This window comes from Prosthecobacter sp. (assembly GCF_044226605.1).
In the GTDB taxonomy this organism is placed as follows: domain Bacteria; phylum Verrucomicrobiota; class Verrucomicrobiia; order Verrucomicrobiales; family Verrucomicrobiaceae; genus Prosthecobacter.
Genome location: NZ_JBGAGS010000008.1, coordinates 70,357 through 85,499 on the forward strand (window position 1 = coordinate 70,357; position 15,143 = coordinate 85,499).

At 61.3% G+C, this 15,143-nt stretch carries 10 protein-coding genes; 5 read left to right on the forward strand and 5 right to left on the reverse strand.

What is annotated here, in order from left to right; genetic code table 11:
- Positions 1-42 precede the first annotated feature (42 nt).
- The 5 genes from ACILSO_RS12365 to modA are packed head-to-tail and all read left to right on the forward strand — an operon-like array spanning position 43 to position 7,895.
- Positions 43-573 carry a sigma-70 family RNA polymerase sigma factor gene (locus ACILSO_RS12365; protein ID WP_395737720.1) on the forward strand — a complete coding sequence of 177 codons (531 nt, stop codon included), beginning with the start codon at positions 43-45 and terminating at the stop codon, positions 571-573.
- A complete protein-coding gene (locus tag ACILSO_RS12370; protein WP_395737721.1) occupies positions 570-2,108 on the forward strand; it encodes a LamG-like jellyroll fold domain-containing protein in 1,539 nt (512 codons plus the stop codon). The genes ACILSO_RS12365 and ACILSO_RS12370 overlap by 4 nt, the downstream gene beginning before the upstream one ends.
- Positions 2,105-4,915 carry a PSD1 and planctomycete cytochrome C domain-containing protein gene (locus ACILSO_RS12375; protein ID WP_395737722.1) on the forward strand — a complete coding sequence of 937 codons (2,811 nt, stop codon included), beginning with the start codon at positions 2,105-2,107 and terminating at the stop codon, positions 4,913-4,915. The genes ACILSO_RS12370 and ACILSO_RS12375 overlap by 4 nt, the downstream gene beginning before the upstream one ends.
- A gap of 3 nt (positions 4,916-4,918) precedes the next feature.
- Positions 4,919-6,343, forward strand: a complete 1,425-nt coding sequence (locus tag ACILSO_RS12380) for a DUF1501 domain-containing protein (RefSeq protein ID WP_395737723.1) — start codon at positions 4,919-4,921, stop codon at positions 6,341-6,343.
- A gap of 28 nt (positions 6,344-6,371) precedes the next feature.
- Positions 6,372-7,895 (forward strand): molybdate ABC transporter substrate-binding protein, encoded by a 1,524-nt coding sequence (gene modA / locus ACILSO_RS12385; RefSeq protein ID WP_395737724.1) that lies wholly within the window; start codon positions 6,372-6,374, stop codon positions 7,893-7,895.
- Positions 7,896-7,903: 8 nt separating this feature from the next.
- On the opposite strand, the gene ACILSO_RS12390 is transcribed toward modA, so the two are convergent.
- The 5 genes from ACILSO_RS12390 to ACILSO_RS12410 all read right to left on the reverse strand — a co-directional run bounded on the left by ACILSO_RS12390 (position 7,904) and on the right by ACILSO_RS12410 (position 15,131).
- Positions 7,904-9,058, reverse strand: coding sequence for a ribonuclease D (locus tag ACILSO_RS12390; protein WP_395737725.1), 1,155 nt, complete (start codon positions 9,056-9,058; stop codon positions 7,904-7,906).
- Positions 9,055-10,518, reverse strand: a complete 1,464-nt coding sequence (gene rho / locus ACILSO_RS12395; RefSeq protein WP_395737726.1) for a transcription termination factor Rho — start codon at positions 10,516-10,518, stop codon at positions 9,055-9,057. Before rho ends, ACILSO_RS12390 begins: the two co-directional genes overlap by 4 nt.
- A complete protein-coding gene (gene coaE / locus ACILSO_RS12400; RefSeq protein ID WP_395737727.1) occupies positions 10,515-11,117 on the reverse strand; it encodes a dephospho-CoA kinase in 603 nt (200 codons plus the stop codon). The genes rho and coaE overlap by 4 nt, the downstream gene beginning before the upstream one ends.
- Positions 11,118-11,405: 288 nt before the next feature.
- On the reverse strand, positions 11,406-14,036 hold the full coding sequence (locus ACILSO_RS12405; protein ID WP_395737728.1) for an Amuc_1098 family type IV pilus outer membrane protein: 2,631 nt from the start codon (positions 14,034-14,036) through the stop codon (positions 11,406-11,408).
- 96 nt (positions 14,037-14,132) lie between these two features.
- Complete coding sequence (locus tag ACILSO_RS12410; protein ID WP_395737729.1) at positions 14,133-15,131, reverse strand: Amuc_1099 family pilus-like system protein; 999 nt, start codon at positions 15,129-15,131, stop codon at positions 14,133-14,135.
- Positions 15,132-15,143: the final 12 nt, after the last annotated feature.

The following is a 15,143-nucleotide window of genomic DNA, read 5'->3' on the forward strand; positions in this document are numbered from 1 at the left end:
TTTTGGCACTGCACCGCCCAGCACGGGGAATACACTGTGGACATGTCAGACCCGCCCTCCAACACCGAAACCCTCGTCCTGCTGCTCACGCAGCACCAGGAGCCGTTGTTTCGCTACATCTTCAGCCTCGTGCCAGGTGAGGCGGATGCGCGGGACATCCTGCAGGAGACGAGCCTGGCGCTGTATCGGAAGTTTGACCAGTACGACCCCGCCCGCCCCTTCCTGCCCTGGGCCTACCGCTTCGCATATCTTCAGGTGCAGAAGCATCGTGAAAAGTCGGCACGCTCACCGCTGCTCTTCAGCGAAGACGTGATCGACCTGCTCTCCAGCGAGCGCAGCCACATCGAACCCCAGCTCGATGAGCGTCTGCGCCTGCTGGATGCCTGCCTGCAAAAGCTCACGCCGCAGGATCAGGAGCTGGTGACCAGCCGCTACGCCCAGCGCCAGAGCGCGGAGGAAATGATGAGCCGCTTTTCCCTGACACGCCGCACTCTGTTTCGCAATCTGGAGCTGCTGCGCCAGCGCCTGCACGAGTGCGTCACACGCCAGCTTCAAACGGAGGGCCTCGCATGAATCTCGAATCCCTCATCCATGCCCGGATCGACGGCGAGATCACCCCCGAGCAGCATGCACAGCTGGAAGATCTGCTGCGCTCGGACTGGCAGGCGCGCCGCCTTTACCTCGAGCTCGTCGATCAGCACGCGCGGCTGCTGCAGCAGCCCGCTGTAAATACAGGCCGCCTGCAGGCAGCCGCGCCCAAGCGCCACTCGCGGAAGTGGTGGCCTTCTCTCACCGCAGCGGCAGCGGCCATCGCCTGTGCCTTCCTCTTCTGGCCGCGACATCCTGCTGAAACCGAAGCGACCTCCACCGGCGTGGCCATGCTCAGCCAGACCCTGGGAGCCAAGTTTGCGGACAGCTCCCTGCGCAGCGGCGATACGCTGAGGCCCGGCAGCATCAGGCTCAGCGAGGGCCTGGCGCAGATCGAGTTCTACAGCGGGGCCACCGCTTTGATCGAAGGCGCCGCCGAACTGGAAATCGTCTCCGCCTGGGAGGCGCGCTGCCTGGGCGGCCGCGTGCGGGTGCATGTGCCGCCTGCGGCCAAAGGCTTTCTCGTGCACGCCCCCGGCATGAAGCTGGAGGACCTAGGCACTGAGTTTGCCCTCAATGTGAAGGAAGGCGCCAGCGCTGTTCACGTTTTTGAGGGCGAGGTCATCGCCCACACGGATGCCCGGACCGCCGCGAGCCTGAAGCAGGGCATGTCCCTTTCCTCGGTCAAATCCGCCAGCATCTCGCCGCAGGATTTCCTCTCCATCAATGAGCTGCATGGCCTCGTGCAAAAACGCGAAACTCAGCGCTACGATGAATGGCAGCAGTGGTCCCTCGCAACGCGCAAGGACGCGCGCCTCATCGCCTACTACACCTTCAAGCACTGGGAGGACGACCGCTGGGATCGTCTCGTGAACAACTTCACCGAACCCCGCCGCCCGAGCCGCTCCGGCGGCGCTGTCGGCGCCAGCTGGACGCAGGGCCGCTGGCAAAAGAAGGAGGCGCTGGAGTTCAAACGGCCGGGCGACCGCGTGCGCCTCAATCTCGACGGCAGCTACAAGGCGCTGACCTTCGCCTGCTGGGTGAAGGTCGATTCCGTGGATAAAAAATACAATTCCCTGCTCCTCACCGACGGCTATGACAATGGCGAACCGCACTGGCAGATTTACGAAGATGGCAGCCTCATGTTCTCCATCATGTATCGTCCGGCGGAAGCTGCGAAGAGCGCCAGGTACAACCAGATGCACTTCAGCAGGCCTGTATTCAAGGCCGACAGCCTCGGCCGCTGGCACCATCTGGCCGTGACCTATGACAACGCCCGCGGTGAGGTCATCCAGTACTTCGATGGCCAGGAAGTGGGCCGCGATATCTCCAATCTCCACCAGCCGGGCCGCGACATCACCTTTGGCCCATGTGAAATCGGCAACTGGGGCCTGCCCACCCAGGGCCACCAATTTCCCATCCGAAACCTCAACGGTGCCATCGACGAATTTGCGATCTACAGCGCCGCATTAACCGCCTCCGAAGTCCGTACCCTTTACGACCACGGCAAACCCGAATGACAACCCGCCCCATCCTTTTCATCTGGCTGCTCGCTGCATCTTCGCTCCATGCTGCGGATGCCGAGGCTCTCTTCGTGCGCCGCGTGTGGCCGCTGTTTCAGGACAAGTGCCTGGCCTGCCACGGCAATGACGAGAGGAAGATCAAAGGCGGGCTCGACATGCGCACGCTGGAGACCACCCTCAAAGGCGGCGAAAGTGAAACGACTTCCATCATTCCCGGCAAGCCGGAGGAAAGCCCGCTCTACCTCGCCTCCACCCGCCAGCACACAGACGACTGGGAACCCATGCCACCCAAGGAGGCGGACAAGCTCTACGCCGAGCAGCTGGGCTGGATCAAAGACTGGATCTCCGCCGGTGCGCCCTGGCCGGATGAGGCCAGGCGCAGCACCATCGCCAAAGCCAACGCTGAGAAATGGAGCGCCGAAGACGGCATCGTGGTGAAAACCACCGGCGCGCTTTCGCCGGAGTGGGCGGGCCGCCGCTACAAGCCGGAAGGTCTGTGGGCGTATCAGCCGGTGAAAAAGCCGGACGTCCCTTCTGGCACACATCCCGTGGACGCGCTGCTGGATGTCAAACACCCCGCACCCGCCGCCGATGCCCGCACCTTCATCCGCCGCGCCAGCTTTGACCTGACGGGTCTTCCTCCAACTCCTGAAGAGACCGCCACCTTCGAAAAAGAGTTCATCCAGGATCAAGCATCCAGCATCCAGCGTCTCGTCAACCGACTGCTCGACTCCCCCCACTACGGCGAGCGGATGGCCCGTCACTGGCTGGACGTGACGCGCTATGCCGACAGCAGCGGCTTTGCCAATGACTACGAGCGCGGCAATGCCTGGCGCTACCGCGACTATGTGGTGCGCAGCTTCAATGCGGACAAGCCGTACGACGAGTTCATCAAAGAGCAGATCGCAGGCGATGAGATGCAGCCCGGCAACCCCGAGCACCTCATTGCCACAGGCTTCCTGCGCATGGGACCTTGGGAGCTCACCGGCATGGAGGTCGCCAAGATCGCCCGCCAGCGCTTCCTCGATGACGTCACCAACAGCGTCGGCGAAACGTTTCTCGCGCACTCGCTGCAATGCGCGCGCTGCCACGATCACAAGTTTGATCCCGTGCCCACGCACGACTACTACTCCATCCAGGCCTGTTTTGGCACCACGCAGCTGGTGGAGCAGCCAGCGCCGTTTCTGCCTTCGGAAAACACCTCGGGTTTTTGGGAAAAAAAATACCTGGAGGCACGGCAGGCCGTACACATGGCCATGCTGGCAAGCCTGGACAACAAAATGCTCGCCAATGCTGTGAAGTGGTATGAAGAAAAGAAGCTCGACCGCGGCGCCTGGGACAAGGCGGTGGCTTCGGCACGCGCCTTCATCGCCGGTGGCGGCAAAATGAAAAAGGGCCGCTCCTTCACCGGCGTGTTTGAAATCGCCCGCGCCGCCTTGCAAAAGCAAAACCTGCCTGAGGACCAGTATCCGCCCAAGCTCGTCGGCTTTGAGCCTGAAGACTACGGCAATGAGCGCGTGGCCCGGAAGGGCCTTGAGCGCCTGAAGTGGGAGCTGGAGCGTTACGAGCCCTTTGCCTTCAGCGTTTACGACGGCCTCACTCCGCAGGTCACCAGCATCAACCAGCCCATCCGCATGCCGCAGTCTCCCATGACGACGGGCGAGCTGGAAAAAACTGCGATCCTCGGTGGCGGCGATCCGTTTTCACCGACTCAGCCAGTGAAGCCCGGCGCACTCTCCGTGCTCGGCAGCGTGGAGTTTCCGGACGCGATCGAGGGCCGGCGCACCGCGCTGGCAAACTGGATCGCCCGCAAAGAAAATCCGCTGACCACCCGCGTCATCGTGAACCGCCTCTGGCTCTGGCATTTCGGACAGGCCCTCGCGGGCAATCCCAACAACTTCGGCAGCACTGGCAAAAAACCCACGCACCCTGCCCTGCTCGACTGGCTGGCGGCCACGCTGGTGGAGAAAAACTGGTCCGTCAAAGAGATGCACCGTCTCATCATGACGAGTGATGCCTATCGCAGAAGCTCAGCGCTCCAGGAAGGTTCAAAGCTCAGCCATGAAGAAGCGGAAAAGTCCTACGCCGTCTTCAAGCCACGCCGCCTCATGGCCGAAGAAATGCGCGATGCCATGCTCAGCATCACCGGCGAGTTGAATCCCGCTCTCGGCGGCATTCCGAACCGCCCCGAGATCAACATCGAAGTCGCCATGCAGCCACGGCAGGTCATGGGAACCTTCGCCGCGGCATGGGTGCCAAATGCCAGGCCTGAGCAGCGCCACCGCCGCAGCCTCTACGCTTTGAAGATTCGCGGCGCGCGCGATCCCTTCATGGAGGTTTTCAATGAGCCAGGCCCCGACTTCTCCTGCGAAGCGCGGGAGGTTTCCACCGTGACACCGCAGGTTTTCAGCCTCTTCAACGGCCAGTCCATCCACGCCCGCGCGCTGGCATTGGCAAGCCGGGTGATGAAGGAGAAGCCGGCGGACGCGATCGCGCGCGTGTTTCTCCTTGTGCATGGCCGCGCTCCCTCCGCTGAAGAGAAGGCCGCGTGCGCCACGCACTGGCAGGCCATGGAAAAGAAACAGGCCGGCCTCACTTTCACCAAATCATCTCCGCCGCTCACCGTGAAGCGCGACGCCGTGGAGGAAAACACGGGCGAGAAATTCAGCTTTCAGGAAACGCTGCCCGGCTATGCCGACTTCGTGCCCGATCTCCAGGCCGCCGATGTGGACGCCCGCACCCGCGCTCTGGCAGACGTCTGCCTCGTGCTGCTGAACTCAAACGAATTTGCCTACCTCTACTGAGCCATGAACACGCCCCTCTTTCCCTGTGCAGGATCACGCGCGCTGCATGCGCCCACGCGGCGTGAGTTCGTCTATGGCATGGGCGCGTCTCTGGGCAGCGTGGCGCTCACCTCCCTGCTCGCAGCCGAATCTCAGGGGCCGCTCGCGCCCAAGGCCCAGCAGGTTCCCGCCAGGGCCAGGAACTGCATCTTCCTCATGATGGAAGGCGGCCCCAGCCACATCGACACCTTTGATCCCAAGCCCGCCCTCGAAAAACTGCACCTCAAAGAATTCATCCGCGAAGGCAGTCAGAAGTCCGCCATGGAAAGCGGCAGGCGCTACTATGTGAAGTCCCCCTTCAAGTTTGCGCAGCACGGCCGGAGCGGCGCCTGGATGAGCGAGCCATGGAAGCACCTCGCGGGCGTGGCGGATGACCTCTGCTTCTTCCGCGGCTGTCAGGTTGATTCGGTGAATCACCCCACCGCCATGTATCAGATGAACTGCGGCAACCGCTTTGGCGGAGATCCGGCCATCGGCGCCTGGGTCACGTATGGTCTGGGCTCGGTGAATCAGGACTTGCCGGGCTTCGTCGTGCTGCCGGAGATCAGCTATCCGCAGGGCGGCAGCGCAAACTGGAGCAATGGCTATCTGCCCGCGCAGTTTCAGGGCACGCCGCTGCGTCCCAAAGGCTCACCGATCCTCGACCTGCAGCCGCCGCAGGGCATCGCGGCAGATCACCAGCGCGCGAATCTTGACCTGCTCGCGCAATTGAATTCGCGGCATGCCGGGGACCACCCCTGGCACGATGAACTCAAGGCCCGCATGCACAATTACGAGCTGGCTTTCCGCATGCAGACGCAGGTGCCGGAAACGCTTGATCTCAGCAAGGAAGACGAAAAAACGAAGGCGATGTATGGCATCGGCACGGATGCGACGGACGCGTTTGGCCGCAAGTGCCTGCTCGCGCGCAAGCTCGTGGAAAAAGGCGTGCGCTTTGTGCAGCTCTACGCCGGCACCTGGGACAGCCACGACTACATCGAGCGTGCTCATGGAAATCTCATCCGCCAGGTGGACCAGCCCATTGCGGCACTGATCAAAGATTTGAAACAGCGCGGCCTGCTGGAGGATACGCTGATCGTCTGGTGCGGAGAATTTGGCCGCACGCCGGACAATGGGGTGCGCGGCGGCACCGCCTACGGGCGCGATCACAATCCGAAAGCGATGACCGTCTGGCTGGCCGGCGGTGGCTGCAATGCCGGGCATACCATCGGCAGCACGGATGACCGCGGCATGGAGGCCGTGGAGGAGGTGCACCATGTGCGCAATCTCCACATCACGCTCCTCCGTCTGCTCGGCCTGGACGACAACAAGCTCACCTTCTACCACGCCGGACGCTTCAAGCAGCTCAGCCAGTTCGGCGGCCAGGTGATCGAGAAATTGATCGCATAGCCCGGTGCGTCTGGCACGTTTAGAGATCATGCTGAAGAAACTCATCATCGTCCTCTGCCTTTCCGCCCTCGTAGCCGTCGCCTGGGTGGCGCTGAAGCCTGCAAAGGCCCGCTCTGCGCAGCTGACTGTCTTCTGCGCCGCCGGCATTAAAAAGCCGATCGAGGAAATCGCCGCCGCCTATCAGAAGGACACCGGCGTGGAGGTGCGCCTGCAGTTTGGCGGCAGCGGCACCTTGCTGAGCCAGCTGAAAATCGCGAAGCAGGGGGATCTCTTCATCGCCGCCGATGACGGCGCGCTGGCAGACGCAAAAAAACTCGAAGTCACACGCGAGGAGTTTTCTCTCGTCGTGCAAAAACCCGTGCTGGCTGTCGCCAAAGGCAATCCCAGACACATCGACGGCCTCGCCGCTCTGAAGTCGCCCGAAATCAAACTCGCGCTCGCCAATCCGGAGGCCGCCAGCATCGGGCGCGTGGTGAAAAAGCTTCTTGGCGCGGACTGGGATGCCCTCGCCGCCAAAGCGGCCGTGATGAAGCCCACCGTCACCGAGATCGCCGCCGACCTTTCTCTCGGTGCTGTCGATGCAGCCATCGTGTGGGATTCCATCATCCCGCAGTTCAAGCTCGATGTCGCTCCGCTGCCGGAGCTCGACAAACACGAGGAGCGCGCCACGGCAGCGGTGCTCTCCTTCAGCCAGCAGCCCGCCGAGGCGCTGCGCTTTGCCCGCTACCTCACCGCACCGGAAAAAGGCGGCGCCATTTTCCAGAAGCAAGGCTTCAAGGCGGTGCCGGGAGACAAATGGGCCGCACGCCCTGATCTCATCATTTACAGCGGCGGAGTGAACCGTCTGGCCATCGAAAAACTGCTGCAGCAGTTCGCCACCCGCGAAGGCATCACCATGACCACCGTCTTCAATGGCTGCGGCATTCTCTGCGCGTCCATGAAGACCATGGAAGACAGCAGCAATCCCAAGTTCCCCGACGTTTATTATGCCTGCGATGTGTGCTTCGTGCCCCCGGTGGCGGAGCAGTTTCCGGAGGCCGTCCTCCTTACCGAGGCGGAGATCGTCATCGCCGTTCCCAAAGGCAATCCGCAGGGGATCCACACGCTCGCAGATCTCGCGCGCCCCGGCCTGCGCGTGGGCCTGTGCAATGCCGAGCAGTCCACCATCGGCTTTCTTACGCGGTCCATCCTGAAGTCCATGAACCTGCTGGAGAGCGTGAGCAAGAATGCCTCCTCCCAGGTGCCAACGGCGGACTTTCTGGTGAATCAAATGCGCACGGGCTCGCTCGATGCCGCCGTGGTTTACGGCATCAATATCAGCAACGACAAGGAGCACTTTGAGGCCATTCCGCTTCCTGCCGACAAATCCAAAGCCGTGCAGCCTTTTGCCGTGCGCAAGGATTCGTCCTATCAGCAGATGGGCCATCGGCTCCTCGCCTTTCTGCGGGAAAACCGCGCCAGCTTTGAAGCCGCCGGGTTCGCCTGGAAAGGCGAGACGGCTCCCATCAAAAGCGCGGACATCGTCCTCCCGGAGTGGCTGAAGCAGAAGTAGGGCGCTGCCTACTCCGCTGCCACGGCCTGCTGCAGCACCTGCTCCAGCCCGCCTGCCATCAGATCGTGCTGCCAGCTCATGAGATGGCTCGCCGGACTGCCGTCGATGACCAGGTCCTCAATGGTCGCGCGTGAACCGAGCAGCGAAGGCTCGATCTCCAGTCCCTGTGCGACCTTTTCACGGTACGCACACAGCTTGTCGATCTGATCCCTCTGCGCATCGCTCAGGCGGCCCTTGGTCTTCTTGGCACGTGCGGGCCAGTCGGCCGGCGCCGAGGCCATGATGGCGGCCACGATGTCGAAAAATTCCTTCTTCCAGCGCGGACGCCAGCCATTCGGCGGGTTCAGCGGCTGCCCGGCTTCGAACTGCTCCGCATAGGCCACCATCTGCTTGTTGGACATGATCTTGAAGCAGGGCGTGTCGCGCTCCTTGGCGATGCCTTCACGCCATTCCCACATGGCTTTCAAAATGGCCAGGCCCTTGGGGTGCAGCCTGCCGCAGCCCTGCACACGCCAGGGATCTTCGCGCGAGACATTGTCGCGCGCGGCCACATCTTCCTGGAGCGAGCGGCAGCTCTGGTGAAACCAGTCCTCACGCCCCTTGGCTTTCAGTTCCGCCACAAACTTGTCCGCGATCGGGAGCAGGTAGCGCACATCATCCACCGCATAGGAGAGCATGTTCGGCGGCAGCGGACGGCGGCTCCAGTCGGCCTTCTGAGAGGCTTTGCACAGGTCCAGGTCAAAGGCGTTCTTCACCAGCGCAGCCAGGCCAAACTGGCGGGCTCCCAGCAGGCGCGCGGCGATCTGCGTGTCCCGGATCACCTTGGGATTCCAGTCATACGTGCGGCGCAGCATGGTCAGGTCATAGTCCGCGCCGTGGAACCACAGTTCATGCGCGTCCAGCAGCTCCAGCAGTGGGGAAACATCCGCAATGGCGAGAGGATCCACCAGCGCGTACCTGCCGGCGCAGTTCACCTGCAGCAGGCAGAGCTTCTCATGGTAGTGGTGCAGGCTGTCCGCCTCGGTGTCCAGGCAGCAGCGCTTGTCGGCGCTGACTTTCAGCCAGGCACGCATCTCATTGACCCAGCGGTCAAGATGCGCGGGGGTGTCGATGAACTCGTAGTCCGCCGCAGGTGCCGCCGGTGTTGATCCTGAATCGCTCATTTCAGGCCCATGAGAAGGATTTCGGCGTTGTTGCTGGTGCGGTTGATGTTGCGGATCAGCATCTCCAGCGCTTCGACCGCAGGAACGGCCGCCAGCTGTTTGCGCACCTGTGTGATGCGGCGGAACTCGTCCGGATGGTACAGCAGGTCATCGCGACGGGTGCCCGATTTGAGCAGGTGCAGCGCAGGGTAAATGCGGCGCTCCGAGATCTCACGGTCCAGCGTGGCCTCCATGTTGCCGGTGCCTTTGAATTCCTCAAAGATCACTTCATCCATGCGGTTCTCTGTTTCGATCAGCGCGGTGGCGATGATCGTCAGGCTGCCGCCTTCCTCCACATTGCGGGCGGAGCCAAAGAACTTGCGCGGCTTTTGCATCGCCTTGACGTCCAGGCCCCCTGAGCCGGTGCGTCCTTTGCCGCCCATCATGGCGTTATGGCCACGGGCCAGCCGGGTAATGCTGTCCAGCAGGATGACCACGTCCTTTTTCAGTTCCACCAGACGGCAGGCGCGCTCACGCACGATGTCGGCCACCTGGCCGTGGCGTTTCGGGCTTTCGTCAAAGGTGGAGCTGTAAATCTCACAGCCCTGCACGGTTTCCTCAAAATCGGTCACTTCTTCCGGACGCTCATCCAGCAGCAGGACGATGAGGGTGATCTCCTTGTGATTTTGCGCGATCGACTTGGCGATGTCCTTGAGGATCACGGTCTTGCCGGAGCGCGGCGGGGCGCAGATGAGGCCACGCTGGCCTTTGCCCAGCGGCGCCACGATGTCCAAAATGCGGGAGCTCACCGCGCAGGGTTTGGCCGTCTCCAAAATGATGCGGTTGGTCGGGAAGGTGGCGGTAAGCTTGTCAAAATCCTGCGGAGTCTCCCATTTCTCGATGGGGGTGCCTTCGACTTCCGTGATCCGGTCAATCGCGAGATATTTGTCCCGGTCTTTCGGTGCCTTGGCCAGGCCGGCGATCCTCTGGCTGGGACGCAGGTTGAATTTACGGACCAGGAACAGCGGCACAAAAACATCCTCCGGGAGAGGCATGAAGCTGTATTTCGGGTAGCGGATCAGGCCGTAGTTGTCCGTGCCGATTTCGAGCACCCCCTCCACCTTCAGGCGGGTTTTGTGCTCGGCCATCCATGAGCAGAGGTCGTAAATCAGCTGGTGCTTGGTGCGGCTCGCATTCAGGCGGTAACCCACCGTCTCCGCGAGCTCCAGGAGCTCGGCCAGGGAGGCGTTCTGCAGATCGTTGATGGAAACTTCCTCCGGGAAGGGCGGCTGCGCGCCGTCGGACTTCTGCGCTTCTCCGGCAGGCTCGGCCCCCTCGGCGGCAGGCTGCGGCTGGACCGAGCCTTCAGGCTGCTGCGAAGATGCCTCCGGGGAAGTGCTGGTGACGGGAGGAAGGTCCGACACTGGGAGGTCGGGAGAGGCCGCAATCGTGGCGGCGGATTCAGTGGATAGGTCGTTCATGCTTGCAAGAGTGGACTTGCCAGCGTCAGCACTTGGGCTTCAAGAGAGGCCAGAGAGCCATCATTCCAAATGACGGCGTCTGCTCTATCAACTTTGGCTTCGATGGGCCATTGGGCATCCAGGAACTTGTGAACGGTCTGTTCGTCGAGCCCCCGGGTTTCCATCATCCGCCTAACCTGCACCGACCGGCTGGAAGCCACCACGATGACAAGGTCTGCTGAAACTGTGCCTCCAATCTCATAGTGGAGGGGGACTTCCGCAAGGAAAAGATTCACCCCCGCCTTTTCGGCATCCCTACGGGCGGCCTCAAGAGCCACAAGCACCTGGGGGTGCAGCAGCCCCTCCAGCTTTTTCCGCATAGCCTCGTCCGGCAGCACCACCTCCCGCAGCCAGGCCCGGTTGACTTCTCCCGGTCCGGCCAGCGCCTTGCTGCCAAAGGCGGCCACCAGCGCAGAAACCGTGGCCGGCATCTTCAAAATCTCCCCCACGGCTTGATCGGCTGAAAAATGCCGCACCTGCGGGGAAAGCTGCTGAATCAGCAGATTCACCAGCGAGCTCTTGCCGCATCCCGCCCCTCCCGTGATTACCCATGATTTCATCTTCGTTTTCGTATGTCCTTGTCTCGTCTTGCCAGGCTCATGCCATCGACCCGTCTCCAAAAGTAGTCACTTCGACTGGCGAGCGCAACCGCCTCAATGGCTGGACGGAAGCGCTGTCTGCTACTTTAAATTAAAGTCACAGGCAAACGACCAGCGCAGCCACTGGGACCCGTCGTCCTCCGCGCAATGTGACCACATTTCTGCGTATTGGTCTAAAACAAATCAGGCAGGATGCGTAGAGCAATCCTGCCTGAAATGGTTCACGTTAGGAAGACCTTTGCGGCCCTGTTATGGGTTAGGTCCGGGCACTGGTGGAAGCAGAGGAGTAGGTCCAGTAGCTGTCGGCGGCGTGTCCGAGGGAGCCTGGCCTGTCGCTGGCTTGATGCGCTGACCCGAAGGGTCGATCAAGTGGGCGGTCACGAAGATCATCAGGTTGCGCTTGTAGTGCTGCTCAGACTCGTTCTTGAACAGACGGCCCACGAAGGGAAGGTCGCCAAGGATCGGCACTTTGTCCTGCACGTCCTGCACGTCTTCGCGGATCAGACCGCCAAGGGCCACTGTCTGGCCATCCCAAACCGAGACGCCCGTGGTGACTTTACGCACCGAGAACACCGGCTGGTTGATGATGTTCGGGGTGATCAGACGCTCAGGCTGGCTGATCGGCACATAACCCGTGGTTCCCACCACCGTGCCGCCCGCGGCACCCAGCTGAATCGGAAGCACCGACTGGCTGGAAGGCGAAAGGATCGGAGAGCCGTAGTTGATGAATCCGTCGAACTCCACCACTTCAGGGGCCAGAGTGAGGTCGATGGTGTTGCCATCAGCACCCACGGTCGGCTCGGCTTCAAGGCGGACACCCGTCTGACGCATTTCGAAGGCCGTCGGGGTCGTCGGTGTGGCAATCTGCTGCTGACCGCCGCCGCCGCCACCACCCACGTTAAGACCGCCACCGCCCTGAGGCAGACGAGGTGGATCGAATTCCGTCGGATAGATGAATTCGCGAGTCACTTCCATCGTGGCACGGGTGCCGCTCTTGGTGGTCACGCTCGGGGCGCTCATCAGATCCACGCCTTTTTTCTGGCTCAGACCACGGATCACGTTCTGGAACTGGGGATCGGTGAAGATGCCAGCGGTGGAGAAGATGCCAGGAGCAACACTTGTCGTGCTGGTGGTGGAACCGGTCGTCAGAAGGTTGTCAATGCTGTTGTTGGTAACAGCGAAGCCACCGCTGCGAAGACCGGAAGTGATCGAGCCTGCGCCGTAGGGGAACGGAGCCGTGGTTCCCGTGGGCACCGGACCGGCAAAGGCCCCGTTCACCGGGATGGCAGGGAAGACCGTGAGGCCGTTCACCACCTGGGCTGGAATGGTGTAAGGAGTGGTGAAAGGATAGTTGCCCGAGCTGAACGGCACGCCGTTGCCAGCGCTGCCGCCGCCAAAGAAGACGTTGTTGCCATTGGTGCCCACGCTGCCAAGGAGCCAGTCAAAGCCGAGCTCTTCGGTGTTCTTCTGCGTCACTTCAACGAACTTGGAAGTGATGACCACCATCTTAGGCGCCAGCTTCGTGATGGACTCCACATAGGCTTCCACCAGGTCCAGGTTCGGCTGGGTGTTTCTCACGACCAGCTGCGAAGTTGCTGCATTGTAGCTGGCGGAAGAACCTTCCGGGAAGAGAATGCCGGCACCTTCAAGAATCTGACGGGCAGTCCTGCGGGCGATCAAACCACCGCCACCACCGCCAGCGCCACCAGCCGGGGCGAAGGGATCTGCTGCGGGAGCAGCACCACCTGCGGGAGGAGCGTCGCCACCCTGGCCGCTGAGGAAGTCCGGCGGCACACGGTAGGTCTTGGTATACTGCTCGCTGGCATTTGCGGAAAGCGGCACCACCAGAACGGCGTGGGCTTCCACCTTGTATTTCATCTGCGCCAGCTCGGTCACATAGCGAAGAGCTTCCGACATGGGCACATCCTTCAGGTCAAGGCTGATGGAGGCGTTGCTAGGAGCATCGCCCGTCTGCAGGATGATGTTCACGCCCTTGACTCCACTGCCTTCGGTGAAGGTGTCGAGGTCACGGCTTTTCACGCGGAGGTACTCGATGGCTTCCTCAATCGTGGCACCCTGGAAGGAAACCGTTGGGAAAATGATCTTGTTCATCTTTTCCGTCAGGTAGGCGCCCGGGCTGCGGCCGACTCCGTACTCAAACTGCACCTGCTGCTGCTTCACGGGAACCTTGTCTTCCCAAGTTTCCGCCACCTGGGCCAGCATTCTGGCGCGCTGATGGTCGTAGGCGGACTTGAAATAAGCGATGCGCTTGCGCTCGGCATTCTCCATGCCACGACGTGCGGCACTGTTGTAAGGGTCCGTGCGAAGAACGTCCTGATAGGTGGAAATCGCCTTGTCGTAGTCGCCGATTTCAACCGCGCTGTTGCCGAGCAGCAGGCCGGCCTGCACCTTGCCCACGTTGGTCACGTGATCAGCGGTGAGCGCTGGCGGCCAGCGGTCCGGATCGTCCAGCTGCTTGGAGAAAGCGATGGCGGCTTTGTGACCGGGAATGTAGGACAGCGCCGCATCCAGCGCCTCACGGGCAGCCGTGTAATTGCCCACCTTGGCACGCTCCTTGGCCACCACCACGCTGCAGTCTGCATACTTGAGCTGCGCCAGCTCAAGCCAGTCACGGGTCAGCGGTGCATTCGGGAGGGATTCAATGGCAGCTTTGTACGAATTGAGTGCGCCATCGTAATCTCCATCGGTGAACAGCTTGTCACCACGATCCATGGCAGTGCGAGAGTCCTCAATGCGGGCATAGCGGCGCGCGATTTCGCGATTGGCCATGCCAGAGGGACTCTGTGCCATCACGGTGGGCGAGGCCGCAGACAAGACGATTAGAGATAAATTGAACGCCAGACGAGAGTGGTGGGTCATAGGGCAAACTGACAGTATTTTGTGGTAAAGAGAGATTACTAACAGAAGAGGGCGAACTTTGGCGAGTTAATTTTTCAACGGGCTGAAAATAGAGTTTCAGCCCTGCTTGATTTCGATGATTTCAGCTGCGGGTTTGCCATCTGCACCCAGGGGAGAAATCGTGGCCTTGTTTTCTTCCAGGGTGCGGATGTAATAGGTCTTGGCGAGGCCGGGAAGGACGAAGGTGCCGCCCTCTTTGATGCCCGAAATAATCTTCCGTTTCTTCCAGCGGAATTCGAATTCCGCCTCGTAGTCCGCCAGGTTCACAGGCGTGCCCTGGATCATGTCAAATTCCTTGTTGGTGGAGAGATCGAGCACTTTCAGGATGAAACCCTTCTGCGGCCCAAGCGTCGGGTGCTGGATCGTGTCCTCGCGGCTGGTCAGGATTTTGAAACGGTTGGTGCCCTTGTCGAAGCCGAATTCTTCGTTCACCTTCGGGAACACGTTGACAGGCTTGCCCGGCACCGTGCGCTGGATCTGGAAGGAACCTTCCGAGCCGTTTTTCAGCAGCACGATGTAGTCATGGCTGATGCGCTTGGTCAGGAACAGCTTGTTCGTGTAAGCCGGGTGGGATTCAGGATCACGCGGGTCGGTCTTGCCGGTAAATTCCTCCAGGTTGAAGAAGCCGTCGTCGTCTTCATCCAGATCTCCCACGTTGGGGGAGTAGATGCCCTTGAGCTGTGCCTCTGGCGGCACCTTGGTCTTGTCTCCGGTGAGGAAGATGTTCGTCATCGGCGGGCGCAGCATCGGCTCTGGCAGCATGAGGTCGAACAGCGTGTTGTCCTTCATGACGATCAGCACCGACTTGTTCAGAGGCACCGGCTTGCCGACGCGCACGGGTGCGATCCACTGGTACTTCTTCTGAATGGTCGCGATGGCGTCCGCCACCTTCGTCTGGTCGGGCGCATTCAGTTCATTCCTGGAGGTCGCCTGTGCCAGCACAAGCCCCTCTTCGAATGATTGGGATTCCAGGATCAAAAAGACCGCCACGCCGATGGCAATGATGGACGAGATGATCAGGATGGTTTTTTCGTAGTTGCCCTTTCGGTTCTGCATGATGCTTTGAGG

Excerpts from the sequence above, each read along its gene's own strand:
- rho (WP_395737726.1), bottom strand. The coding sequence starts at position 10,518 with ATGAACGACCTATCCACTGAATCCGCCGCCACGATTGCGGCCTCTCCC.
- ACILSO_RS12375 (WP_395737722.1), top strand. The coding sequence starts at position 2,105 with ATGACAACCCGCCCCATCCTTTTCATCTGGCTGCTCGCTGCATCTTCG.
- modA (WP_395737724.1), top strand. The coding sequence starts at position 6,372 with ATGCTGAAGAAACTCATCATCGTCCTCTGCCTTTCCGCCCTCGTAGCC.
- coaE (WP_395737727.1), bottom strand. The coding sequence starts at position 11,117 with ATGAAATCATGGGTAATCACGGGAGGGGCGGGATGCGGCAAGAGCTCG.
- ACILSO_RS12365 (WP_395737720.1), top strand. The coding sequence starts at position 43 with ATGTCAGACCCGCCCTCCAACACCGAAACCCTCGTCCTGCTGCTCACG.
- ACILSO_RS12380 (WP_395737723.1), top strand. The coding sequence starts at position 4,919 with ATGAACACGCCCCTCTTTCCCTGTGCAGGATCACGCGCGCTGCATGCG.
- ACILSO_RS12410 (WP_395737729.1), bottom strand. The coding sequence starts at position 15,131 with ATGCAGAACCGAAAGGGCAACTACGAAAAAACCATCCTGATCATCTCG.
- ACILSO_RS12405 (WP_395737728.1), bottom strand. The coding sequence starts at position 14,036 with ATGACCCACCACTCTCGTCTGGCGTTCAATTTATCTCTAATCGTCTTG.
- ACILSO_RS12370 (WP_395737721.1), top strand. The coding sequence starts at position 570 with ATGAATCTCGAATCCCTCATCCATGCCCGGATCGACGGCGAGATCACC.
- ACILSO_RS12390 (WP_395737725.1), bottom strand. The coding sequence starts at position 9,058 with ATGAGCGATTCAGGATCAACACCGGCGGCACCTGCGGCGGACTACGAG.